This is a genomic window from Enterobacter sp. Bisph1 (assembly GCF_000814905.1).
GTDB lineage: Bacteria > Pseudomonadota > Gammaproteobacteria > Enterobacterales > Enterobacteriaceae > Kosakonia.
In genome coordinates this window covers 38,336-61,775 of record NZ_JXAG01000050.1, presented here as the reverse complement: position 1 = coordinate 61,775, position 23,440 = coordinate 38,336, and the positions used below count along the sequence as shown (strand labels likewise).

At 54.3% G+C, this 23,440-nt stretch carries 24 protein-coding genes; 15 read left to right on the top strand and 9 right to left on the bottom strand.

Going from position 1 to position 23,440, the window contains the following annotated elements:
- Nucleotides 1–136 precede the first annotated feature (136 nt).
- From sppA to pncA, 3 genes are all read left to right on the top strand, one after another.
- Nucleotides 137–1,990: a signal peptide peptidase SppA gene (sppA, locus tag RW65_RS17960; RefSeq protein ID WP_039058171.1), complete on the top strand. Its 1,854-nt coding sequence runs from the start codon at nucleotides 137–139 to the stop codon at nucleotides 1,988–1,990.
- A gap of 61 nt (nucleotides 1,991–2,051) precedes the next feature.
- Nucleotides 2,052–3,068 (top strand): asparaginase, encoded by a 1,017-nt coding sequence (ansA, locus tag RW65_RS17955; RefSeq protein WP_039058170.1) that lies wholly within the window; start codon nucleotides 2,052–2,054, stop codon nucleotides 3,066–3,068.
- A gap of 10 nt (nucleotides 3,069–3,078) precedes the next feature.
- Entirely contained in the window at nucleotides 3,079–3,720 is a 642-nt protein-coding gene (gene pncA / locus RW65_RS17950; RefSeq protein WP_039058169.1) for a bifunctional nicotinamidase/pyrazinamidase, read from the top strand.
- A gap of 39 nt (nucleotides 3,721–3,759) precedes the next feature.
- On the opposite strand, the gene RW65_RS17945 is transcribed toward pncA, so the two are convergent.
- Both RW65_RS17945 and msrB read right to left on the bottom strand, forming a co-directional pair.
- The gene (locus RW65_RS17945; RefSeq protein ID WP_039058168.1) at nucleotides 3,760–4,035 is read right to left on the bottom strand and encodes a YeaC family protein; all 276 of its coding nucleotides are present in this window, start codon (nucleotides 4,033–4,035) and stop codon (nucleotides 3,760–3,762) included.
- A gap of 38 nt (nucleotides 4,036–4,073) precedes the next feature.
- Nucleotides 4,074–4,487 (bottom strand): peptide-methionine (R)-S-oxide reductase MsrB, encoded by a 414-nt coding sequence (msrB, locus tag RW65_RS17940; protein ID WP_039058167.1) that lies wholly within the window; start codon nucleotides 4,485–4,487, stop codon nucleotides 4,074–4,076.
- Nucleotides 4,488–4,829: 342 nt separating this feature from the next.
- Between msrB and gapA the strand changes: the two genes are divergently transcribed.
- Both gapA and RW65_RS17930 read left to right on the top strand, forming a co-directional pair.
- The gene (gene gapA, locus RW65_RS17935) at nucleotides 4,830–5,825 is read left to right on the top strand and encodes a glyceraldehyde-3-phosphate dehydrogenase (RefSeq protein WP_039058166.1); all 996 of its coding nucleotides are present in this window, start codon (nucleotides 4,830–4,832) and stop codon (nucleotides 5,823–5,825) included.
- Nucleotides 5,826–5,900: 75 nt separating this feature from the next.
- The gene (locus RW65_RS17930) at nucleotides 5,901–6,785 is read left to right on the top strand and encodes a D-hexose-6-phosphate mutarotase (RefSeq protein WP_039058165.1); all 885 of its coding nucleotides are present in this window, start codon (nucleotides 5,901–5,903) and stop codon (nucleotides 6,783–6,785) included.
- A gap of 35 nt (nucleotides 6,786–6,820) precedes the next feature.
- Here RW65_RS17930 and RW65_RS17925 read toward each other — a convergent pair whose 3' ends face one another.
- A complete protein-coding gene (locus RW65_RS17925; protein ID WP_039058164.1) occupies nucleotides 6,821–7,678 on the bottom strand; it encodes an aldo/keto reductase in 858 nt (285 codons plus the stop codon).
- An 89-nt stretch (nucleotides 7,679–7,767) separates the two neighbouring features.
- Complete coding sequence (locus tag RW65_RS17920) at nucleotides 7,768–8,514, bottom strand: MipA/OmpV family protein (RefSeq protein ID WP_039058163.1); 747 nt, start codon at nucleotides 8,512–8,514, stop codon at nucleotides 7,768–7,770.
- A 348-nt stretch (nucleotides 8,515–8,862) separates the two neighbouring features.
- Between RW65_RS17920 and RW65_RS17915 the strand changes: the two genes are divergently transcribed.
- From RW65_RS17915 to RW65_RS17880, 9 genes are all read left to right on the top strand, one after another.
- Complete coding sequence (locus RW65_RS17915) at nucleotides 8,863–9,999, top strand: D-alanyl-lipoteichoic acid biosynthesis protein DltD (protein ID WP_039058162.1); 1,137 nt, start codon at nucleotides 8,863–8,865, stop codon at nucleotides 9,997–9,999.
- Entirely contained in the window at nucleotides 9,996–10,118 is a 123-nt protein-coding gene (locus tag RW65_RS23180; protein WP_286133953.1) for a hypothetical protein, read from the top strand. The genes RW65_RS17915 and RW65_RS23180 overlap by 4 nt, the downstream gene beginning before the upstream one ends.
- Before the next feature lie 10 nt (nucleotides 10,119–10,128).
- Entirely contained in the window at nucleotides 10,129–11,247 is a 1,119-nt protein-coding gene (locus RW65_RS17910; RefSeq protein WP_039058161.1) for an MBOAT family O-acyltransferase, read from the top strand.
- Nucleotides 11,244–12,677 carry an AMP-binding protein gene (locus RW65_RS17905; RefSeq protein WP_039058160.1) on the top strand — a complete coding sequence of 478 codons (1,434 nt, stop codon included), beginning with the start codon at nucleotides 11,244–11,246 and terminating at the stop codon, nucleotides 12,675–12,677. Before RW65_RS17910 ends, RW65_RS17905 begins: the two co-directional genes overlap by 4 nt.
- Before the next feature lie 15 nt (nucleotides 12,678–12,692).
- The gene (locus RW65_RS17900) at nucleotides 12,693–12,914 is read left to right on the top strand and encodes an acyl carrier protein (RefSeq protein WP_039058159.1); all 222 of its coding nucleotides are present in this window, start codon (nucleotides 12,693–12,695) and stop codon (nucleotides 12,912–12,914) included.
- A 495-nt stretch (nucleotides 12,915–13,409) separates the two neighbouring features.
- Nucleotides 13,410–15,344: a protein kinase YeaG gene (gene yeaG, locus RW65_RS17895; RefSeq protein ID WP_039058158.1), complete on the top strand. Its 1,935-nt coding sequence runs from the start codon at nucleotides 13,410–13,412 to the stop codon at nucleotides 15,342–15,344.
- Between the two features lie 63 nt (nucleotides 15,345–15,407).
- Nucleotides 15,408–16,688: a YeaH/YhbH family protein gene (locus RW65_RS17890; RefSeq protein ID WP_039058157.1), complete on the top strand. Its 1,281-nt coding sequence runs from the start codon at nucleotides 15,408–15,410 to the stop codon at nucleotides 16,686–16,688.
- 387 nt (nucleotides 16,689–17,075) lie between these two features.
- Nucleotides 17,076–17,573: a YbaK/prolyl-tRNA synthetase associated domain-containing protein gene (locus RW65_RS17885; RefSeq protein WP_039058156.1), complete on the top strand. Its 498-nt coding sequence runs from the start codon at nucleotides 17,076–17,078 to the stop codon at nucleotides 17,571–17,573.
- A 62-nt stretch (nucleotides 17,574–17,635) separates the two neighbouring features.
- Nucleotides 17,636–18,082: a DUF441 domain-containing protein gene (locus tag RW65_RS17880; RefSeq protein WP_039058155.1), complete on the top strand. Its 447-nt coding sequence runs from the start codon at nucleotides 17,636–17,638 to the stop codon at nucleotides 18,080–18,082.
- On the opposite strand, the gene RW65_RS17875 is transcribed toward RW65_RS17880, so the two are convergent.
- The 5 genes from RW65_RS17875 to RW65_RS17855 form a co-directional block, all read right to left on the bottom strand.
- Nucleotides 18,065–18,757: an amino acid ABC transporter permease gene (locus tag RW65_RS17875; protein ID WP_039058154.1), complete on the bottom strand. Its 693-nt coding sequence runs from the start codon at nucleotides 18,755–18,757 to the stop codon at nucleotides 18,065–18,067. The two genes, RW65_RS17880 and RW65_RS17875, sit on opposite strands and share 18 nt — an antisense overlap.
- Nucleotides 18,747–19,505: an amino acid ABC transporter permease gene (locus RW65_RS17870; protein WP_039058153.1), complete on the bottom strand. Its 759-nt coding sequence runs from the start codon at nucleotides 19,503–19,505 to the stop codon at nucleotides 18,747–18,749. The genes RW65_RS17875 and RW65_RS17870 overlap by 11 nt, the downstream gene beginning before the upstream one ends.
- Nucleotides 19,505–20,326: an amino acid ABC transporter ATP-binding protein gene (locus tag RW65_RS17865; RefSeq protein ID WP_039058152.1), complete on the bottom strand. Its 822-nt coding sequence runs from the start codon at nucleotides 20,324–20,326 to the stop codon at nucleotides 19,505–19,507. The genes RW65_RS17870 and RW65_RS17865 overlap by 1 nt, the downstream gene beginning before the upstream one ends.
- 2 nt (nucleotides 20,327–20,328) lie before the next feature.
- Nucleotides 20,329–21,153 (bottom strand): ABC transporter substrate-binding protein, encoded by an 825-nt coding sequence (locus RW65_RS17860; RefSeq protein ID WP_039058151.1) that lies wholly within the window; start codon nucleotides 21,151–21,153, stop codon nucleotides 20,329–20,331.
- A gap of 203 nt (nucleotides 21,154–21,356) precedes the next feature.
- Entirely contained in the window at nucleotides 21,357–22,142 is a 786-nt protein-coding gene (locus RW65_RS17855) for an AraC family transcriptional regulator (RefSeq protein WP_039058150.1), read from the bottom strand.
- Nucleotides 22,143–22,241: 99 nt separating this feature from the next.
- Here RW65_RS17855 and RW65_RS17850 point away from each other — a divergent pair, with 99 nt between their 5' ends.
- Nucleotides 22,242–23,423 (top strand): CynX/NimT family MFS transporter, encoded by a 1,182-nt coding sequence (locus RW65_RS17850; RefSeq protein ID WP_039058149.1) that lies wholly within the window; start codon nucleotides 22,242–22,244, stop codon nucleotides 23,421–23,423.
- Nucleotides 23,424–23,440 lie beyond the last annotated feature (17 nt).

Here is a 23,440-nt window from a genome sequence, read left to right as displayed (position 1 = left end):
TTCCTAAAATTAACACGCGCATAGAAATTGTTACAGCGCCGCAGGCGATTCCTGCTGACAAGAGGCGGCGGGGTAATTAGGATAACCACACTTTGCCGCTCGGGCAGCGGTGGTCGTTAACTAGCAGGGAGAATACATGCGAACCCTTGGGCGTTTTATTGCCGGTTTTTTTAAGTGGAGCTGGCGATTGCTGAACTTTTTCCGCAATCTGGTGCTGAACCTTTTCTTTATTCTGCTGGTGCTGGTTGTCGCCGGGGTCTGGATACAGATGAGCGATGGCAAAGCCAGTCATGAGAGCCGCGGCGCGTTACTGCTGGATATTTCCGGTGTGGTGGTGGATAAAACTTCCGCCAGCGGTCGCCTGGGCGCGCTGGGTCGCCAGTTGTTCGGGGCCAGTTCCGATCGCCTGCAGGAAAACTCACTGTTCGATATCGTCGATACTATTCGCCAGGCGCAGCATGACCGGAACATCACCGGGATTGTGATGGATCTGAAAAACTTTGCCGGTGCCGACCAACCGTCGATGCAGTATATCGGTAAAGCGCTGCGCGAATTCCGCGACAGCGGCAAACCGGTATATGCCGTTGGCGATAACTACAGCCAGGGGCAATATTATCTGGCAAGCTTCGCCAATAAGATCTGGCTCTCGCCGCAGGGCGTGGTCGATCTGCACGGTTTTGCCACCAATGGCCTTTACTACAAAACCCTGCTCGATAAGCTGAAAGTCACCACCCATGTCTTCCGCGTCGGCACCTATAAATCTGCGGTAGAACCGTTTATTCGCGATGATATGTCTGATGCCGCGCGCGAAGCGGATAGCCGCTGGATCAATGAGCTGTGGCAGAACTATCTCAATACCGTGGCGGCGAATCGCCAAATAACTGCCCAGCAAGTGTTCCCCGGTGCCCAGGCGATGCTTGATGGCCTGCGTAAGGCCGATGGCGACACGGCGAAATATGCGCTGGATAACAAGCTGGTGGATGAACTGGGCAGCGCAGCCGAGGCGGAAAAAGCCATGGTTAAACAGTTTGGCTGGAGCGCCGAGGAGAAGAACTTCCGCGCGGTCAGTTTCTATGATTACCAGACTAAACGACCCAGCGATGTTGGCGATACCGTGGCGGTTATCTTCGCCAACGGCGCGATCATGGACGGCGATGAAACGCCGGGTAATGTTGGCGGTGATACCACTGCGGGACAGATCCGCGACGCGCGTCTTGATCCTAAAGTGAAAGCCATTGTGCTACGCGTCAACAGCCCTGGCGGTAGCGTCAGCGCCTCGGAAGTGATTCGTTCTGAACTGGCGGCCGCGCGCGCGGCGGGTAAACCGGTGGTGGTATCGATGGGCGGCATGGCGGCGTCCGGCGGTTACTGGATCTCCACCCCGGCGAACTATATTGTCGCCAACGCCAGCACCCTGACGGGTTCTATTGGTATCTTCGGCGTTATCAACACGCTGGAGAACAGCCTGGATAGCATTGGTGTGCATACCGATGGCGTGGCGACGTCACCGCTGGCGGATGTCAGCATGACCAAAGCGCTACCCAACGAAGTGTCGCAGATGATGCAGCTCAGCATTGAGAACGGCTACAAACGCTTTATTACGCTGGTGGCGAAATCACGCAACAGTACGCCTGAACAGGTGGATAAAATTGCTCAGGGCCACGTCTGGACCGGCCAGGACGCGAAAAGTAACGGGCTGGTTGATGCGCTGGGCGATTTTGATGACGCGCTGGCGAAAGCGGCGGAGCTGGCGAAACTTAAGCAGTGGCATGTGGATTACTACGAAGAAGAACCAAGCTTCTTCGATCGGGTACTCGACAGTATGTCCGGTTCGGTAAGCGCCATGCTGCCTAAAGCGTTACAGGCCTACCTGCCTGCACCGCTGGCGAAGGCGGCACAGGAAGTAAAAGCCGAAACCGATAAACTGGCGGTGTTTAACGATCCACAAAATCGCTATGCGCTCTGTTTGAACTGCGCCAATATCCGCTAAAATGCGTTTAATACGTCCCCTCCGCCGGAGGGGATTTTTTTGATTAAGCCAGACTATAACTATGCAAAAAAAATCCATTTACGTTGCCTACACTGGCGGGACTATCGGTATGCAACGCTCCGAACACGGCTATGTGCCCGTTTCTGGCCACCTCCAGCGCCAGCTGGCGCTAATGCCGGAGTTTCATCGCCCGGAAATGCCTGACTTCACTATTCATGAATATGCGCCGTTGATGGACTCCTCCGATATGACGCCGGAAGACTGGCAGCATATCGCCGACGATATCCAGGCCCATTACGACGAGTATGACGGCTTTGTCATTTTGCACGGCACCGATACGATGGCTTACACTGCCTCGGCACTGTCGTTTATGCTGGAAAACCTCGGCAAGCCGGTAATTGTGACAGGGTCACAAATTCCCCTCGCAGAACTGCGTTCCGACGGACAAATCAACCTGCTTAATGCGCTGTACGTCGCGGCCAATTTCCCGATTAACGAAGTCACCTTATTCTTCAATAATCGCCTCTATCGCGGTAACCGGACCACCAAAGCGCACGCCGACGGTTTCGACGCCTTCGCTTCGCCTAACCTTGCGCCGCTGCTGGAAGCGGGGATCCATATTCGCCGCCTCGGCACACCGCCTGCGCCCAGTACCGTTGGCGAACTGGTGGTGCATCCGATAACTCCGCAGCCGATTGGCGTGGTGACAATTTATCCGGGTATCTCTGCCGATGTGGTGCGTAACTTTCTGCTTCAGCCGGTGAAGGCACTTATCCTGCGCTCCTACGGCGTGGGGAATGCGCCGCAAAACGGCGAGTTCCTCAAAGCGCTAGAGGAAGCCAGCGCGCGCGGTATTGTGGTGGTCAACCTGACGCAATGTATGTCCGGCAAAGTGAATATGGGCGGCTACGCCACCGGCAATGCCCTCGCCCACGCGGGGGTGATTGGCGGTGCGGATATGACGGTGGAAGCGACCCTGACTAAACTTCACTATCTGTTAAGCCAGGATCTGGACGCCAGCACCATTCGTCAGACCATGACGCAGAACCTGCGCGGTGAACTGACCCCAGATGAATAAGGAGACGTTTATGACGCAGCGTGCCCTGCTGTTGGTCGATATTCAAAACGATTTTTGCGCTGGTGGCGCGCTGGCTGTGGCGGAAGGCGACAGTACCGTGGATATCGCCAACGCAATGATAACCTGGTGTAAAACCCGCGGCGACGCCGTGGTGGCAAGCCAGGACTGGCATCCGTTACATCACGGCAGTTTCGCCAGCCAGCATAATGTTGAACCCTTTAGCACAGGCGAACTGGCGGGTTTACCGCAAACCTTTTGGCCCGATCACTGTGTACAAGATAGCGAAGGCGCAGCGCTGCACCCATTGCTCAATCAGCGCGCCATTGACGCGGTGTTTCACAAGGGTGAGAACCCGCAGATTGATAGCTACAGCGCCTTTTTCGACAACGGCCAACGCCAGCAAACGGCGCTGCACGGCTGGTTACAACAGCACGGCATTCGCGAACTGGTGGTGCTGGGTTTAGCCACCGATTACTGCGTGAAATTTACCGTGCTGGATGCGCTGACGCTGGGCTACGACGTAAATGTCATTACCGATGGCTGTCGCGGCGTCAACCTGACTGCGCAGGACAGCCCGCAGGCGTTTATGGATATGGCCGCTGCGGGTGCCACGCTCTATACGCTGGCGGACTGGCAAGAGACCCATGCCTGAGAATATTGCCGGATGGCGCAACGCCTCCGGCAACAAACTTTAAGATTTGAAGGTGGCAATCGGCTTGGGTGAAATACCAAACTCTTCTTTCAACTGCTGCTTACTTTTCATCACCATCTGCCCGTTGGTATCGATGGTCATATGCTGCGCCTGGGTATTATTGCGTGCCTGCCAGAGCATCACTAATTGCAGGCTGTTCTCTTTTTGCTCCGGCGTCAGCGCAACGCCATCCGGCCACTTACCTGTTTCAACGGCGGTCGCCAGCCGCTGGTAAATCTCCGGCGTCATACTGTTAACGATTTGATCGAGATTCATCTGGCATAACTCCGTGGAATAATAGCTGAATCGTTTTTTCAACCGCGCGTCTGGTCGCCATTTTCGTCGTCCGTAAAGGCCAGCGAAGCCGAGTTAACGCAGTAACGCTCGCCGGTGGGCTGCGGGCCATCGGGGAATACATGGCCTAAATGCGCATCGCATTTTCCACAGCGAATTTCAATCCGCTGCATGCCATGGGAGTAATCATTGATATAACGAATAGAATCCTCGCTGAGGGGCTCAAAAAAGCTCGGCCAGCCGCAGCCGGAATCATATTTCGTTTGTGAATTGAACAGCGGCGCGTCGCACACCAGGCAGTGGTACACCCCGTCACGTTTATTATGCAGTAAACGGCCAGTATACGGCGGTTCGGTGCCGTGATTTTGCGTTACGTAAAACTGCATTTCGGTCAATGTGTTTTTCAGGTCATCTTCTGAAGAATGATTCGCCATTTGCTTAGGCCTCACGGTAAAAACTCGACAACGTTTATCGCTGATTCTAACAAAACATTAACACTGCGGTGTTAACTTTTGTTCTAAACTTGTTTGTTGCGGTTAAGCAGCCGGGGAATTGTGAGTAATCTCACATTTTTATCCTGACTGACCTTTAAAATTCCGGGTGGCGCCCTTATATGGGAGCATGCTCATAGGAAGAGTGAGGCGAGTCAGTCGAACAAAGGTTCTGCGGAGGATTGATTTGTCGCAATGATTGACACGATTCCGCTTGACGCTGCGTAAGGTTTTTGTAATTTTACAGCCAACCTTTTATTCACTAACAAATAGCTGGTGGAATATATGACTATCAAAGTAGGTATCAACGGTTTTGGCCGTATCGGTCGCATTGTTTTCCGTGCTGCTCAGGAACGTTCTGACATCGAAATCGTTGGTATCAACGATCTGTTGGACGCTGAATACATGGCGTACATGCTGAAGTATGACTCCACTCACGGTCGTTTCAACGGTACCGTAGAAGTGAAAGACGGCCACCTGGTTGTTAACGGCAAAACCATCCGTGTTACTGCTGAGAAAGACCCGGCTAACCTGAAATGGAACGAAATCGGTGTTGACGTTGTTGCTGAAGCTACCGGTATCTTCCTGACCGACGAAACTGCTCGTAAGCACATCACTGCTGGCGCGAAAAAAGTGGTTCTGACTGGTCCGTCTAAAGACAATACCCCGATGTTCGTGCGTGGCGCTAACTTCGAAACTTATGCTGGCCAGGACATCGTTTCTAACGCATCCTGCACCACCAACTGCCTGGCTCCGCTGGCTAAAGTTATCAACGACAACTTCGGCATCGTTGAAGGTCTGATGACTACCGTTCACGCGACCACCGCTACTCAGAAAACCGTTGACGGCCCGTCTCACAAAGACTGGCGCGGCGGCCGCGGCGCAGCTCAGAACATCATCCCGTCCTCTACCGGCGCTGCTAAAGCAGTAGGTAAAGTACTGCCGGAACTGAACGGCAAACTGACCGGTATGGCGTTCCGCGTTCCGACTCCGAACGTATCCGTTGTTGACCTGACCGTTCGTCTGGAAAAAGCAGCGTCCTACGAAGAAATCAAGAAAGCCATCAAAGCCGCTTCTGAAGGCGCGATGAAAGGCGTTCTGGGTTACACCGAAGACGACGTTGTATCTACCGATTTCAACGGCGAAATCTGCACTTCCGTGTTTGATGCCAAAGCCGGTATCGCACTGAACGACAACTTCGTGAAACTGGTTTCCTGGTACGACAACGAAACTGGCTACTCCAACAAAGTTCTGGATCTGATCGCTCACATCTCCAAATAAGTTGAGATGATAAGCTTTCCTGAAAGAGCGACTTCGGTCGCTCTTTTTTTGTTTTGAAGACAGAGGATTGCGTTAATGATTAACAAAATTTTTGCACTTCCAGTAGTCGAAGACATTACCCCTACGCTCTCGCGCCGCACGCTGGACGAGCTGGAACTCATCGTCGTCGATCATCCGCAGGTTAAAGGCTCCTTCGCCTTACAGGGCGCGCATCTGCTCTCCTGGAAACCGCAGGGTGAAGAAGAAGTATTGTGGCTGAGCGGCAATACCCCGTTTAAAGACGGCGTAGCCCTGCGCGGCGGCGTGCCGGTCTGCTGGCCGTGGTTTGGCCCGGCAAAACAGCAAGGTCTGCCGGCGCACGGCTTCGCGCGTAATCTGCCGTGGACCCTGAAAGCCCACAATGAAGACGCCAATGGCGTAGTGCTGACCTTTGAGCTGCAGAGCAGCGATGCGTCGCGCCAGTACTGGCCGCACGATTTCACGCTGTATGCCCGTTACAAGCTCGGTGCAACCTGTGAAATGGAACTGGAAGCCCACGGCGAGTTTGAAACTACCTCAGCGCTGCATACCTATTTCAACGTCGGTGATATCGACGCCGTTAAAGTGAGTGGCCTGGGCGATCGCTTTATCGACAAAGTGAACGACGCGAAAGAAGATGTGCTGGCCGACGGCGTACAAACCTTCCCGGATCGCACCGACCGCGTTTATCTGAACGCAGAAGCCTGCAGCCTGATCCACGATAGCGCCCTGAACCGCACTATCGAAGTCATCCACAGCCATAACGCCAACGTGGTGGCCTGGAACCCGGGTCCGGCGCTCTCCGCCAGCATGACCGACATGCCGGATGACGGTTACAAAACCTTTGTGTGTGTGGAAGCGGTCAACGCGACCGTGCCGCAAAAAACCACCGAAGAGAAACCGTCCCGCCTGGCGCAGACTATCCGCGTAGTGAAACGCTGATCCTGCACACCCTCTCGCAAGAGAGGGTGATTTTCTTACACCACATCGAGCGGCGTTTTACGCCCCGGTGCCGGAAAGGCGCTATCCAGCCGTGCCAGCTCATCACTACCAAGGGTTATCTTCAGTGCTGCAGCGTTTTCCTGCACATGGGCCACGCTGGACGCTTTTGGAATAGCGATCACGCCCTGATGGCTGATCACCCACGCCAGTAAAATCTGTGCGGCGCTTGCGCCATGGACCCCAGCAATTTCGCGCACCGTACTGTTTTCCAGCAATCCGTCACGCAGACGCCCGGCCTGCGCCAGCGGGCAATAGGCCATCACGGGCAAGCCGCGTTGCTGACACCACGGCAGCAGATCGTATTCTATGCCGCGCGATCCCAGATGGTAGAGCACCTGATTCGCCGCACACGCTTCGCCACCCGCCACGCCCATCAGTTCCTGCATATCACTGTAATCAAGGTTAGATACGCCCCAGCGGCGGATTTTACCCTGCTGGATCAGCGTCTCCATCACCTCAACGGTTTGTGCCAGGGAGAAATTGCCGCGCCAGTGCAGCAAGTAGAGATCCAGCGCATCAGTTTTCAGGCGGCGCAGGCTGGCCTCGCACGCCGCAATGGCTTTCTCGCCCCCGGCATTCCACGGATAGACTTTAGAGACCAGAAAGACCTTATCGCGCTGGCCGCCCTGTAAGGCTTCGCCTACCACCTCTTCCGCGCCGCCGTCGGCGTACATTTCTGCCGTATCAATCAGCGTCAGTCCCAGATCGATACCCGCACGTAGGGCGTCCACCTCTTGCGGGCGCAGCCGCGCATTTTCGCCCATATACCAGGTACCCTGGCCAATCGCCGGTTGTGCAAGCTTATCTGTAAAAACAACGTGGTTGTCTGTCATGTTCTCCTCCTGCTTAACCTTCTACCGTAAAACAAAACAGGGCCAATGGCCCTGTTTGTATGCATAGAAAGTTTTATTCAACTGCACAATCAGAAACGATAGGTGATGCCCGTTGAGAGCAATCCGCCCCAGGATTTGTCCACCATCGGGCTGTCTTTAACTTCATCTGACAGATGGGTATAACGCCCGGTGCCGTATACGGTCCAGCTGTCCGTCAGACGGTAGCTAACGGTCAGTTCCAGATAGGGGTTCCAGCTGTTATCCGCTTCGTAGCTTTTCAACCCGCTGCGGCGCGCTTCGGAACGGGATACGCCGTAGTAGTAATCATTCAGGTTGGCGCTGGCCCACTCCACACCAATACCCGGCGTTAAGCTCAATGCACCGCGATTGTAGTTATACAACCAGCCGACATCCCCCAGCAAACCGTTGCTGTTATCCAGCACATCGCCAGAAAGTGCGGCACGCAGGAAACCGTAGTCGGTATTATGGATCCACGAGAGCCCGGCCATCATGGTGGTTCTGCGTTTATCAAGCTGGCGCAACTGATTATTGTCGCTGTCTTTCGGTTTAAATTCCCAGGGTAAGTAGAACGCTGTTACAGAGAGCTGATCCGCGGCGTCATTCCACAAATAATACCCGCCACCGATGCCGCGAAACCAGAAATTGTCACTCTCATAAGTGATAACAGGAATCGGCATGACAAGGTTATCATACTGTTTATACGGGGATTCAACGGCACCAACACCCGCACCCAGTGTAAAAGTATTTTCTGCATTCGCCGTAAAAGCGCAGGCTGCAGTCAGCACGCCCAGTGCCACACGTTTGATATTGGTCACAATTCTTACTTTCCTGTAGTCAAATAATTGGCGCAAGAAGTTTAGCTGCACCCGGCATCCTGCCCAAAGATTTTTACCGAACAATTACAAAAATGTATCCTTTGTCCTAACGCGCACAACCTCACCCGATCCACTGCCTGGCGGGCAATCCGTGATGGCGGTAAAAAAGCGCGACAACGGTTACGGGTTTATGGGTGATGAATTACGCGCTGTACATACCGTTACACAGCAACGCTCATCATCTTCCCCGCGGCTGGTATATAGTGTCGCGGAGACAGAGATATTTTTCCTCTGTGATTAAAAATAACAATTTTTAAACAACGAACACTTAGATAGTTTTACTTATTAATGAAAATCAAAAATACTTTCTGCCTACATTTGCTCATGGCGCTGCTCGCCGTTGGGTTCCTTTGCGCCCATCCGCTGGCGACGAGCTCTGCTCCGCCGCTGACTTTCCTGCCGCTGATAAAAGCGCTGGACGGCACGCAAAAAGAACAGACGGAAAAGATCGCCGCTATTTCCCACGCGTTAAAGGGTAATGCCATTTTTTTCATCGGTGCGTCGGAAGTCGCCACCTCTGAAGATGAACCTTACGCTGTATATAATTACCTGAATAATGATTTACATCGCAATGTTGTGGCTTTTGGCGACAGCTTTGATGATAGCGTGACGCAATTTCTTCTGCTGTCGCGTTTTAAAAACGATCTTAACGAAAACAGTAAAGTTGTTTTGCTGCTGGCACCCGACAGTTTTTATTTTACCGGCGTACCACCGGCTATTTTCGCCAACAATTTCCCGTCAGCCATATTTAATCCATTAATGCAGGACGAGAGCACCCGCCCTTACCTGGTTAACTATTTACAGCATATTAATAAAAAAGAGACCAGCCATTTAACATTCGAACAAATGAAAATTTCTGGTTGGAATGTTGATAATATTTGGCAGGAAGTGAGTTATGAATTTGCTAATTTCTGCACGCTGGTGAAAAAAGACTGGCTGGCGATGCTGCAGATTGTCCCGTCAGCACAGCGCGCCTGGCCTGTGCAACCCGCCGTGGCGATCGCCCCGGACTGGGATCGGGAATTAGCCCACGCCCGCGAACTGAACGAGGCGCGTCATGAAAGCGCTGACACATTATGGATGGATAAATCCGTCTATGAACCGGGTGAAAAGCCGGAAGTTTGGGATGCGTCTCCCGTTGTACCCCACCAGATGAAAGCGTTTCGCGCCACGATTCAGTTGCTGAAAGAGCGCCACGTTCAGGTGGCAGTCATTGTTGATGCGATTAACCGTCGGGCGGTGCAAAACCCCGAACTGGTGCAGGCTGCTGTGACGCAAGCCACGGCCATTTTAGACGAAAATCAGATCCCCTATCTGGATATGTATTCCATGCCTTATCAGAACGGCTGGAACTGGGATCGCCTGCATCCGACGGATCTGGCATGGGTGCCGATGGACCGCTTTATCGTGGAGAATTTTAAATGATGAAACACGCTATCCGCTTGTTTTTCCTTTATCTCTTGCTGGCGGTCACCATTATCGCCTGGTCATCGGTTGATGAGAGCATGAACTTAAAAGTGCACTTTGAATATCAAAAGTTCTGAGGAATGAATGATGTACAGCTCCGGAACCTTTTTCTTCTTTCTCTTTTCCTCAGCGCTGCTGTTTGCGCTGGTTAACCGCGTCCTGCGCTACCGGTTAACGTACTTATCCGCTTTTTCTGTGCTGGCGGCGTTTGGCTGGGGATATATTTTTCAGGGCGACTATATTGTCCCCGTTGCGGTATTCCTTAGTTTTTATCTGATCGTCAATCTAAAAGAGAAAGGCTGGTTAAAAACCTGGCAGGCGGTGAGTTTAACTCTGCTGCCGCTATTTGCGGTCAAATTGCATCTGAATAATCACTGGGGCATGATTGGTTTATCGTTTATGACCTTCCGCGCCATTGATGTTCTGCTCTACCGCAATAAAAAAGACGGCCACGCCTTTTTGCACTACTTCTGCTACCTGTTTATGCCGTTTATTATCCTCGCCGGTCCGATGTATCGCTGGCGCACATGGATGACGGACATCAATAAACCGGTCTTTGCCCTGACCCGCGAACAATTTCTTGTCGCGACCGAGCAAATTGTTACCGGCATTGTGCAGAAGTTTTTATTTGCCATGCTAATCGACAATCTGGTTATTCAAGACTGGAGCCATCGCCCTTTTACCTTCAGCGTGGGCGTCGTGATGTCGCTGGCCTATAGCGCCTATCTCTATTTTGATTTTGCCGGTTACAGCAATATGGCCATCGGTGCCGCCCGCTTATTTGGCTTGAATGTTCCGGCGAACTTCAATATGCCGTGGCTGGCTAAAAACCCGCAGGATTTCTGGCGTCGCTTCCACATTAGCCTCTCTGAGTGGCTGCGCGATGTGGTGTTTATGCCAATTTATATGAATTTAATGAAGCTCGACTTTTTCCGCCAAAACAAAACTCTGGCGCAGAATATCGGTATCTTCTGCACGCTGTTTTGTATGGGGGCATGGAACGGGCTCGAAAGGCATTATGTGATTAGCGGAGCGCTGTTTGGTGCCATCTCCGTTGTTCACAATATGCTGCTGTGGACAGCGAAACGTACTCCAACGCTGCACCACTGGTTGCAATACCCGGTCGTTACCTTTTTGGGCCGCCTGTTAACGCTGGCAAGCGCTGCGGCATCCCTTTACATTTTTAGCGGAATGTCACCTCTATGAACCTTCACTCCGATCTTCAGGCGCTGCAGGATTTCCTGCGTGCGGCATTACTCGATCCCGCCCGTCCACATCAGTTAGCGATAAGCGGCAGCGATGAAGCGCTGAGCTGGCAACAGCTTGGCGGCGCGGTAACGGACTGGGCGCAGCGCTATCAGCGTTGCCAGGCCCCATCCGGGACGCCGGTGGTGCTTTACGGCCACCAGCAGGCGGAATTCGCCGTGGCGATTTACAGCTGCCTGCTGAACAATATTCCCTATATTCCGGTGGATTGTATCTATCCGCAGGAGCGACTGAAGGAGATTTGCCATCTCGCCAGCGCACCCTATTACTACGACGTGGCGAGCCGGCAATTTGTCGCCACCGGCGAAGTCGGCCAGCCGCTTGCGGAGCAGGATCTGGCCTATATCATGTTCACTTCCGGCAGTACCGGCAAACCGAAAGGGGTGCAGATTGGCCGTGAAAGCGTATGGCATTTTATGCAGTGGGTCCGCGAGGATTTCGCCCTGCCCGAGGTGCCAGTACTGATGAACCACGCGGTTTTCAGTTTTGACCTGTCGCTGATTCCGCTGCTGGCGAACCTCGCCACCGGCGGACATATTGTGCTGAATGCCAAAGAGGATATCGCGGCGGAAAACTGGCTCGACCGTTTAAAAAATAACGACGTATCGGTCTGGGTATCAACCCCCTCTTTCGCCTATCAAAAGCTGCTGTCGCCGCAGTTTAATAGCGACTATCTCCCGGCCCTTGGCGTGTTTGTCTTTATCGGCGAGGTGCTCAATAAGGCGCTGGTTAAGCAATTGCGCCGCCGTTTCCCGCAGGCCAAAATTCTCAACTCCTATGGCCCGACGGAGGCGACTATCGCCACCACGGTGGTTGAAATCACCGACGCTATCCTGAATAGCCAAAACGACCTGCTGCCGATTGGCACCATGATGCCGGAATCGCACATGGAGATAACCGCCGAAGGTGAGATGATCATCTGGGGTAAAAATGTGATGCGCGGCTATCTTGGGCTGCCGCAGGAGAATGCGCAGAAACTGCTGCGCCGCGAAGGCGAAACCTGGCGCGGATACAAAACCGGCGATCTCGGCTATCAGGACGGGCTGCTCTATTGCCAGGGCCGCAACGACAGCCAGATTAAACTCAACGGTTACCGGATTGAGATCAATGAGATTGAAAACCGTCTGCTGGCAATGTCCGGCATTCGCGAAGCGGTGGTGCTGCCGTTGATGAAAGCGGGCGGCGGCGTGCTGCGTATCGCCGCGTTCTGCGTGACCAATCTCGCGCCTGACGCGATTAAACACTCTCTTTCGCAGGTGGTGCCATCCTATATGGTGCCGTCACAAATCATTATCCAGGAAGCTTTGCCGCTGAACCCGAACGGCAAAATCGACCGTAAACTGCTGGACAGCCACGCCCGCAGTCACTGATTAGAGGTAAAAACGATGGAAAACGAAATTCTCGCGATGTTTGAAAAGATTCTCTCCCGCAAAGTCGGCTTCCATGATGAGCTGATCGAGTCCGATATTCTTGACTCGATTCTGGCGGTGGATATGGTGCTGGAAGTGCAGGACGTATACGGCTGTATGATCCCGCCGACGGAAGTCGCCAGCGTGCTGAAAACACCGGCCCATTTAGCGCAATACATTGAAGAAAACCGCGGCTAAGGTTGCGGCGCTAGCTATCGACAGGCTCCGGCGTTATTGCCGGGGCTTTTTTTTGCCCTCAGCACTGCGTCTAAAAAAACGCCCGTTTGTCATCAGAGTTTCACACAGCACGGGTAGTTATGGTGTCCGTCAGCCTTTCATGTTGATGAAGTGACCATCACAACGTCACTTTTTCTATACTTGCGATTCCGCACATCCTGTAAAAATTTCCCAATAATCACCCGGCGCGCAATGTTGGCATTTTCCAACATGGAACCCCCTTCTTTCTTATAAAAAATCTACATAACCGCATATAGACGGGTTTTTAATCTAAATAGAGGGCAGAAAAGGCCCTGTCGCCTGCAGAATCGTCTTTCAGCATAACTTGATCAAAGCCCGATACACGCTCATAACAAATAGAACGGTGCATATTTTTTATCCCGTTGGTTTGCGACGCTAAAAGTGGAAAAACTGTTAGCTGTACTGTTCCCACAGATTACGAAAGGACGGCATGCCATGAATATATTCGATCACTATCGCCAGCGTTATGAAGCTGCCAAGGACGAAGAGTTCACTCTGCAGGAGTTTCTTGCCATCTGTAAGCAAGATCGCAGTGCCTATGCTAACGCCGCTGAAAGGCTGCTGATGGCTATAGGGGAACCTGTGATGGTAGACACTGCCCAGGAGCCACGGCTTTCCCGTCTCTTTTCTAACCGAGTCATTGGACGCTACCCGGCGTTTGAGGAGTTCTATGGGATGGAAGAGGCGATTGAGCAAATCGTCTCCTACCTCAAGCACGCGGCGCAGGGTCTGGAAGAGAAGAAACAGATCCTCTATCTGCTTGGCCCGGTAGGCGGCGGTAAATCGTCGCTGGCAGAACGTTTAAAATCCTTAATGCAGCGGGTACCGATCTATGTGCTGAGCGCCAACGGCGAACGCAGCCCGGTTAACGACCATCCGTTGTGCCTGTTTAACCCGCAGGAAGATGCGCAGATCCTGGAAAAGGAATACAGCGTACCCCGCCGCTATCTCGGCACAATTATGTCGCCGTGGGCCGCTAAACGCCTGCACGATTTCGGCGGCGATATCAGCAAATTCCGCGTGGTAAAAGTCTGGCCGTCGATTCTCGAACAGATTGCGATTGCCAAAACGGAACCGGGCGATGAGAACAACCAGGACATTTCGGCGCTGGTGGGTAAAGTGGATATCCGCAAACTGGAAAACCACGCGCAAAACGATCCCGACGCCTACGGCTACTCCGGTGCGCTATGCCGGGCAAACCAGGGGGTGATGGAGTTCGTTGAAATGTTTAAAGCGCCGATTAAGGTGCTGCACCCGCTGCTGACCGCAACACAGGAAGGCAACTATAACGGTACCGAGGGGATTTCTGCCCTGCCGTTTAACGGCATTATCCTCGCCCACTCGAACGAATCTGAATGGGTGCAGTTCCGTAATAACAAAAACAATGAAGCGTTCCTTGACCGTGTCTATATCGTCAAAGTGCCTTATTGCCTGCGTATCTCGGAAGAGATCAAGATTTACGAAAAACTGCTCAATCACAGTGAACTTTCCCATGCGCCCTGCGCGCCTGGCACTCTCGAAACCCTGGCGCGCTTCTCGATTCTCTCGCGTTTGAAAGAGCCGGAAAACTCCAGCGTCTACTCGAAAATGCGCGTCTACGACGGCGAAAGCCTGAAAGACACCGATCCAAAAGCCAAGTCCTATCAGGAATACCGCGACTATGCCGGTGTCGACGAAGGCATGAACGGCTTGTCCACGCGTTTCGCCTTTAAGATCCTCTCGCGGGTATTTAACTTCGACCATGTGGAAGTGGCGGCAAACCCGGTACATCTCTTTTACGTGCTGGAACAGCAAATTGAACGTGAGCAGTTCCCGCAGGAGCAGGCAGAACGTTACCTTGAGTTCCTTAAAGGCTACCTGATCCCGAAATATGCCGAATTTATTGGTAAAGAGATCCAGACGGCGTATCTCGAATCCTACTCCGAATATGGGCAGAACATTTTCGACCGTTATGTCACCTATGCGGATTTCTGGATCCAGGATCAGGAGTACCGCGATCCCGATACCGGTCAGCTGTTTGACCGCGAATCCCTGAACGCGGAGCTGGAGAAAATTGAGAAGCCTGCCGGGATCAGCAACCCGAAAGACTTCCGTAATGAAATCGTCAACTTCGTGCTGCGTGCCCGCGCTAATAACAACGGCCGTAACCCGAACTGGACCAGCTACGAAAAACTGCGCACGGTTATCGAGAAAAAAATGTTCTCGAATACCGAAGAGCTGCTGCCGGTGATTTCGTTTAACGCCAAAACCTCCACCGACGAGCAGAAAAAACACGATGATTTTGTCGATCGTATGATGGAGAAAGGCTACACCCGCAAGCAGGTTCGCCTGTTGTGCGAATGGTATCTGCGTGTACGTAAATCATCATAACAAGCGATAAGCCGCGCCCGGCGCGGCTTATCGCTAAGTTGGCATACGCAGCGGGAGGGAACTATGACCTGGTTCATTGACCGGCGTTTGAACGGTAAAAATAAAAGCACGGTTAACCGCCAGCGATTTTTACGCCGTTATAAAGCGCAAATTAAGCAGTCGATCTCCGAAGCCATCAACAAGCGTTCGGTGACCGATGTGGAGAATGGCGAGTCTGTCTCCATCCCCACGGAAGATATCAGCGAACCGATGTTCCATCAGGGGCGCGGCGGCCATCGCCATCGCGTACATCCGGGAAACGACCATTTTGTGCAGAACGACCGTATCGAGCGCCCGCAAGGCGGCGGTGGCGGCGGAGGCAGCGGCCAGGGTGAAGCCAGCCCTGACGGCGAAGGCCAGGATGAGTTTGTTTTCCAGATTTCCAAAGATGAGTATCTCGATCTGCTGTTTGAGGATCTGGCCCTGCCTAACCTGAAGAAAAATCAGCAGCGGCAGATGAATGAATATAAAACCCACCGTGCGGGTTATACCGCCAACGGTGTACCGGCAAATATCAGCGTGGTGCGTTCGTTACAGAACTCACTGGCCAGGCGCACCGCGATGACGGCTGGTAAACGTCGTGAACTGCGCGAACTGGAGAGCAGCCTCGAAACGGTAGCAAACAGCGAACCGGCGCAGCTGCTTGAAGAGGAGCGTTTACGCAAAGAGATAGCCGAGCTGCGCGCCAAAATCGAGCGCGTGCCGTTTATCGACACCTTTGATTTACGTTACAAAAACTACGAGAAACGCCCGGAGCCTTCCAGCCAGGCGGTGATGTTCTGCCTGATGGACGTATCGGGTTCCATGGATCAGGCCACCAAGGATATGGCCAAGCGTTTTTATATTCTGCTCTATCTGTTCCTGAGCCGGACCTATAAAAACGTCGACGTGGTATATATCCGCCACCATACGCAGGCGAAAGAGGTCGATGAACATGAGTTCTTCTACTCGCAGGAAACCGGCGGCACCATTGTTTCCAGCGCCTTAAAACTGATGGATGAAGTGGTGAAAGATCGTTACGACCCGGCGCAGTGGAATATCTACGCCGCCCAGGCCTCGGACGGTGATAACTGGGCGGATGATTCGCCGCTGTGTCACGAGATTCTGGCGAAGAAAATTTTGCCGGTGGTGCGTTACTACAGCTATATCGAAATCACCCGCCGCGCCCATCAAACGCTGTGGCGCGAGTATGAACATCTGCAAACGATGTTTGATAACTTTGCCATTCAGCATATTCGCGATCAGGAGGATATTTACCCGGTGTTCCGCGAACTTTTTCACAAACAATCCGCATCGAATAACTAACCTCACGCAGTCGGAAACCCGTTTTCCGGCTGCGCTTTCCGTCTATTTCCCTCTAATCCATCGCCATAGCCGGGTAAAAGGACGAATTGCCGTACAAAATAGCGGCTATTTGACCCCTTGCGCGCACACAGCTATGGCATAGTAACCCTATCGAAGCATTTGTGGCACGGCGAGCGCGGAATGCGTTTGCGTCGGTGCTGTTACGCTCAGATATGACACTGAGCGGGTAGCGTAAAGCTACCGTGAGTAAAAAATTAACAGTACACACAAAAAAGCGTTGTTTGTAGTGCTTGTTTCTCTTCGCCGCCCCTTCAGGGCGGCTTTTTTATTTTCATCTCCCGGCGCGTGAATTATTCTTTATCTTCAACGCGATCCCAGGGAGTCAACATGTCTGAAATAGCCAGCCGTAACGTCCACCAGCATTTAGTAAGCCTGCTTGAACAACAGCAGGCGCGCTTTCGCGTGGTTGAACATGAGGCCGTCGGCAAATGTGAAGCCGTGAGTGAAATTCGCGGTACGGCGCTGGGCCAGGGGGCTAAAGCGCTGCTGTGTAAAATCAAAGGTAACGGCGTGAAAATGCATGTACTGGCCATCCTCGCTGCAGATTTACAGGCCGATCTCGCACGCTTAGCGCAGCATTTCGGCGGCAGCAAAGCCTCCCTCGCCAGCCCCGCAGAAGTCGATGCGCTGACCGCCTGCGTGTTTGGTGCAATTCCGCCATTCAGCTTTCACCCGGATTTGCACCTGGTCGCCGACCCGCTGCTGTTTCAGCGCTTTGACGATATCGCTTTCAATGCCGGTCTGCTTGAGAAGTCGGTTATCATGAACACGCAGGATTATCTGCGCATTGCTCAACCTGAGCTGGTGGATTTTCGCCGCGAATAACCCAGCGATAAGCAGCCGCAGCGCGTAGCATACACGGACCCACTTTTGGCAAGGAGCTTAAGATGTTTGATACCACGCTGTTTATTTTGCTGGCGCTGGTGGCGCTGGGTTTTGCCAGCCATAACACCACCGTCGCCATCTCGATAATGGTGCTGATCATGATTCGCGTCACGCCGCTTAACACCTTTTTCCCGTGGATTGAGAAACAGGGGCTGACGATTGGCATTATTATCCTGACCATTGGCGTCATGGCACCGATCGCCAGCGGCTCGCTGCCGCCGTCTACCCTGCTGCACTCATTTGTGAACTGGAAATCCCTGGTGGCGATTGTGGTGGGCATTTTTGTCTCGTGGCTCGGCGGTCGCGGCGTGACCTTGATGAGTTCACAACCCTCACTGGTGGCGGGATTACTGGTGGGTACGGTGCTCGGCGTGGCCCTGTTCCGGGGCGTTCCGGTCGGGCCACTGATTGCGGCGGGATTAGTGTCGTTGTTAATTGGTCGGCAGTGAGTGACTTCGCTGCCACTGGTTAACCGTAAGCTCCAGCAGGCTACACAGCAGGTAATAGACCAGCCCGGTAAAGACAAACAGCGCCACCGGATACACCTGCACACGGTTATTCACCTGGCCTGCGACGGTAGTTAGCTCCGGCACGTTAACGATAAACGCCAGCGACGTATCTTTTAGCAGTGCGATGAGTAAACCGATATACGATGGCAGCGCGTTGCGTAACGCCTGCGGTAGCAGCACCAGCCGTAGAATCTGTGCGCTGGCAAACCCGCTGCTGAGGGCCGCTTCGTATTGCCCCTTCGGCAACGCTTCCAGCGCCGCGAGGGTTGAATACATCACCGCCGCCGAGGTAAACCACGCCAGCGCCAGCGTTACGGTCAGCGCACCCGGCAGATCCGCCCCCGTCAGCAACGGCAACAGAAACCACAGCCAGAAAATGACGAAGATCAGCGGAATACCGCGGATCAGCTCCGCCCATAAAAACAGCAGCCGCCGCGGCCAGCCGCGCAAACGCCAGGCACAACAGGCCAGCAGTACACCGCCGGGAAAGGCCAGCACCGCCGCGCCGAGCGTCATCAGTAACGAGAGCAGTACGCCGCCGGGTTCACCCTGTGCCGCTCGCCCCCACAGCAAATAGTCGAGATTATCCGTAATGACGGTGAGATTAGCGATCATGGCGAAGCTCCGCAGTACGCCGCAGCGCCCGCCAGTGGCGCGGCAGATTAAACAGTAGGCTCATTACCAGCCCCAGCAGCAAATAGAGTGCGCTGCCGACAGCAAACGCTTCCAGCGCATGGGCGTTAAAGCTCTCTATCTGCCGGGTCTGATAGGTTAACTCTCCCAGACCAATGCCGGTCGCCAGCGAAGAGAGCTTCATCAGATTCAAGTATTGCCCCACCACCGGCTGCCATGCGTTCTGCAACCCCTGCGGCAACAATACCCAACGAAACAGCGCCTGCGGGCTAAAGCCCTGAGCCAGCGCGGCTTCCGTTTGCCCGCGCGGTACGGCAGCGAGACCCGCCTGAATCTCTTCTACCAGAAACGCAGCGGTAAACAGCCCCAGTGCCCACGCCGAGGAGAGAAACTCCGGGGTAAACCACCAGACATCGCCCGGCAGGATACTAAAAGCGTGATCGTCATTGACGTAGAGACGAAAACTCTGCGGCAGTACGTTCCAGGCGGCGAAATACCAGAACAGCAACTGCACCAGCAGCGGCGTATTGCGAAACAGTGATACCCATGTCGCCACCAGCCCGCGGCCTGCTTTACCGCCGGTCTGGCGCAGTGCCAGCAGCAGCACCGTCAGCAAGGTTGCCAGTAGCGCCCCGGCAACCGTCACCCAAACAGTGGTCAGGAAACCCGAAAGTATCCATTGTGCAGGCTGCCCGCTCAGCACTCCCGCCCAGTCGAGATGCAACGCCATTACAGCTCCTTGTTATCCGCATGCAGCGGATTGAGCACTTTCTGTAAAAAGCGCTGCGCCCGCGGGTGCTGCGGCGCCGAGAAAAACTGCGCTGGCGCGGCCTGCTCAAGAATTTCACCGCCATCAATAAAAATCACCCGGTCGGCAATTTCACGCGCAAACTGCATTTCGTGCGTCACCACCATCAGCGTAATACCGCTGTGCGCCAGGGATTTCATCACCTGCAATACTTCACCGATCATCTCTGGATCGAGGGCAGAAGTAGGCTCGTCGAACAAGATAATATGCGGATCGGCCGCCAGGGTGCGGGCAATCGCCACCCGCTGCTGCTGGCCGCCCGACAGCTGCGCCGGGTAGTGATAGGCTTTATCCTGCAGCCCAACGCGCGCCAGCAATGCCAGCGCCGTGGCCTGCGCTTCGTCAGCGCTTTTACCATGAATGCGCCGTAAGGCCAGCGTAATGTTATCCAGCGCGTTGAGGTGGGCATACAGGTTAAATTGCTGGAAGACGAAGCCTACATGCTGGCGCAACGCGCGCAACCCGCGACCTTTCAGCGTGCTGGTGGGCTGGCCGTCAACATAGATTTCCCCCCCGCTTAAGGTTTCGAGCTGATTAACCAAACGAATAAGCGTCGATTTACCGGAACCGGACGGCCCGCACACCGCCAGTACTTCTCCGGCGGCAACCTCTAAATCAATGGATTTCAAGACGACATTATCGCCGTAGCGTTTGCTCGCCTGACGAAACACAATGGTGCCTTTCGCCACGGGCGATACCTCCGTGGCATCCGCCACGGAGGAAGAGAAAAGACCTGCCAGCATTGTTACTTCGCTTCTATGGTAAAGCTGCGTGGAGCGGGGGTTTTGGTTTGCGGACCAAACCAGGTAGCGTAGATTTTCGCCGCCTCGCCGTTCTTCTCAAGGTTTACCAGCTCCTGATTGACCGCGTTGAGCAACGCCGTTTCGCCCTTACCGACGCCAACGCCGATCTCCTCTTTTGACAGCAGATCCGGCAGAATTTTGAACTGCGCTTTATCCGGTGCCTCCGCCAGCAACCCGGCCAGAATAGTGCTGTCCTGGGTGATCGCCTGCACGTTGCCGTTACGCAGAGCGGTCAGCGCCAGCGGGATGTCGTCGTAGGCCATCACCCGCGACTGCGGGAAACGCTGGTGTAAAGCCTGCTCGCCGGTAGTGCCTTTCACCGCGCCGATACGCGCTTTGCTGTAGGCATCCAGCTTATCGGGTGATTTAGCGGCGACGAGGAACTGCTGGCCGGTCACAAAATACGGCGTGGAGAAGTCAATCACCTGCGCGCGTTCCGGCGTGATGGTGATATCCGCGACAATCAGATCCACTTTGCCCGACTGCAGCAGCGGAATACGGTTCGCCGGGTTGGTGGCCACCAGCTGCAGTTTTACGCCCAGGCTTTTGGCCAGCGCTTTGGCAAAATCGACATCATAGCCGACGATATCATGGGTTTTGGCATCGATAGCGCCGAACGGCGGGTTGGCGTCGAAAGTCGCCACTTTAACCACGCCTGCGGCTTTGATATCTGCCAGTTTGTCTGCGTGTGCGGAGAAAGAGAGCGCTGAAAGCAGCGCCAGTGCGCTAAGCGTAGCGATTTTTTTTGTCTGTAATGAGCTTGCCATGCTAATCCTTGAACCCTGTTATGGTGTTGATTTAGCGCTAAAGTCACACAAGCTCACCCAGCCGACAAATATCAAAAAGTGCATTGATTAGCTAAAAAAGTTATTAAAATCCTTCATCCCATATGAATCACTTATCATTAAGCCTGCGGCACGATAAATATGCCTCACCTGAATAAAAACTACGCGCCGGCAAGCAGAATATTTTACGCCTCGCCCAGCCCCGTCATATAACGCCCCGGCGTCTGCCCCAGCCCTTTTTTAAACATGGTGATAAAAGCAGTTGTTGAGTCATAGCCCAGCGCCTGGGCAATCTGCTGCACCGGCTGGCCCTCAATTAATAACCGTAGCGCGAGAATAAGCTGCATCTGATGCCGCCAGCGGCGAAAACTGAGTCCCGTCTCTTTCACTACCAGCCGCGCCAGGTTGCGCTCGCTCATGGCGAACAGCTGCGCCCAGTGCGCCAGGGTTTGTCGCTCGGCGGGATTATTCTCCATCGTCGTTATCATCTGGCGGATTTTCGGGTGCGCAGAAACCGGTAACTGCAGGTGCATTTGCGGCTGCGCCGGCAGTTCATCAAACAGCACCTGCACCAGCCGTTGGCCGGCCGGTTCACGCCGCTGGGCGGGCGTGCGCGTGGCTAATGTCAGGATTAACTCGCGCACCAGCGCTGATATTTTGAGCGTGCAGCAGTGCTCTGGCATCACCACCGACCAGGGTTCAATAAACAGAAAACAGAGCTGAGCATCCGCCGTCGCGCAGTTGCTGTGCGCGACTTCGCCCGGAAGCCACATTGCATGATGTGGCGGCACCATCCAGCGGGCATGTTCCACTTCGCAGGTGATAGCGCCTTTCAGTGCCAGAATAAGCTGCCCTTTGCGGTGGTGATGAACGGGAATACGCTGCTCACCCTCTTTGACGGTGACACTAAACGCCACTGCCGCATCCTGCTGGCTGTCGGGATCAAAACCGCCTAAGCCAAGTCCGTGCATAAAGTTGTCCGAATTTAGCGATAAAGTGTCATTTTAGCTTGATTAAAACAGCGAGAAAAAGCGTTATCGTAGCGCTCTGTTCGTAACCCAGAGAATACAATGACCTTTAGCCTTCCCTCTCGCGGCAAACAGAGCGTTCTGCTGATTGCCGGGATCCTGATGATCGCCACCACGCTTCGCGTTACCTTTACCGCAGCGGCACCGCTGCTGGATGCCATTCGCGCGGAGTATGGTTTAACCACCGCGCAAACCGGCATGCTCACCACGCTACCGCTGCTGGCCTTTGCGCTGATATCGCCGCTCGCCGCCGGTGTAGCGCGCCGTTTCGGTATGGAACGTAGCCTGTTTGCCGCCATGGTACTGATTTGCCTTGGCATCGCCTTGCGTTCCCTGCCCTCGGCGCTGCTGCTGTTTGTCGGTACCGCGATCATTGGCTGCGGCATCGCCCTTGGCAACGTGCTGCTGCCGGGAATATTAAAACGTGACTTCGCCCAACATGTCGCCAAACTGACCGGCGCTTACTCCCTGACGATGGGCGTAGCGGCGGCCCTCGGCTCGGCGGCAGTGGTTCCGCTGGCGCAGCATGGCGCGGGCTGGCATGGCGCGCTGTTGATGCTGATGGTCTTCCCCCTGGTGGCATTAGCCTTGTGGCTCCCCAGATTGCGCGCAGAAGCACCCGTCGCGCTGAGTAGCTCCGGCGCGCTGCATAACCGTGGGATTTGGCGCTCAGGGCTGGCCTGGCAGGTGACGCTGTATCTGGGGATTAACTCATTAATCTATTACATCGTTATTGGCTGGCTGCCGTCGATTCTGATTGCACACGGTTTCACAGATGCGCAGGCGGGCTCAGTGCACGGTATGTTGCAGCTGGCGACCGCCGTACCCGGGCTGCTGGTGCCGCTGATTCTGCCACGGTTGAAAGACCAGCGCGGTATCGCTGTTGTCACCGCAATGTTTTGCGCGGTGGGTTCGTTAGGGCTGTGGCTCTCTCCGGCGCAGGCGGCGCTGTGGACGCTGGTTTATGGCTTTGGCTCCGGCGCCACCATGATCCTGGGTCTGACGTTTATCGGCCTGCGTGCCTGCTCCGCGCACCAGGCCGCTGCGCTCTCGGGGATGGCGCAATCCGTCGGCTATTTGCTGGCTGCGTGTGGGCCGCCGCTGATGGGGAAAGTTCACGACGCCAGCGGTGACTGGCAGCTGCCGCTGCTGGCGTGCGTGCTTTTATCACTGGTGATGGCAGTGTTCGGCGCATTTGCCGGGCGCGATCGCGAGATCCGCTAGAGCGGGTGCGTGCCCGT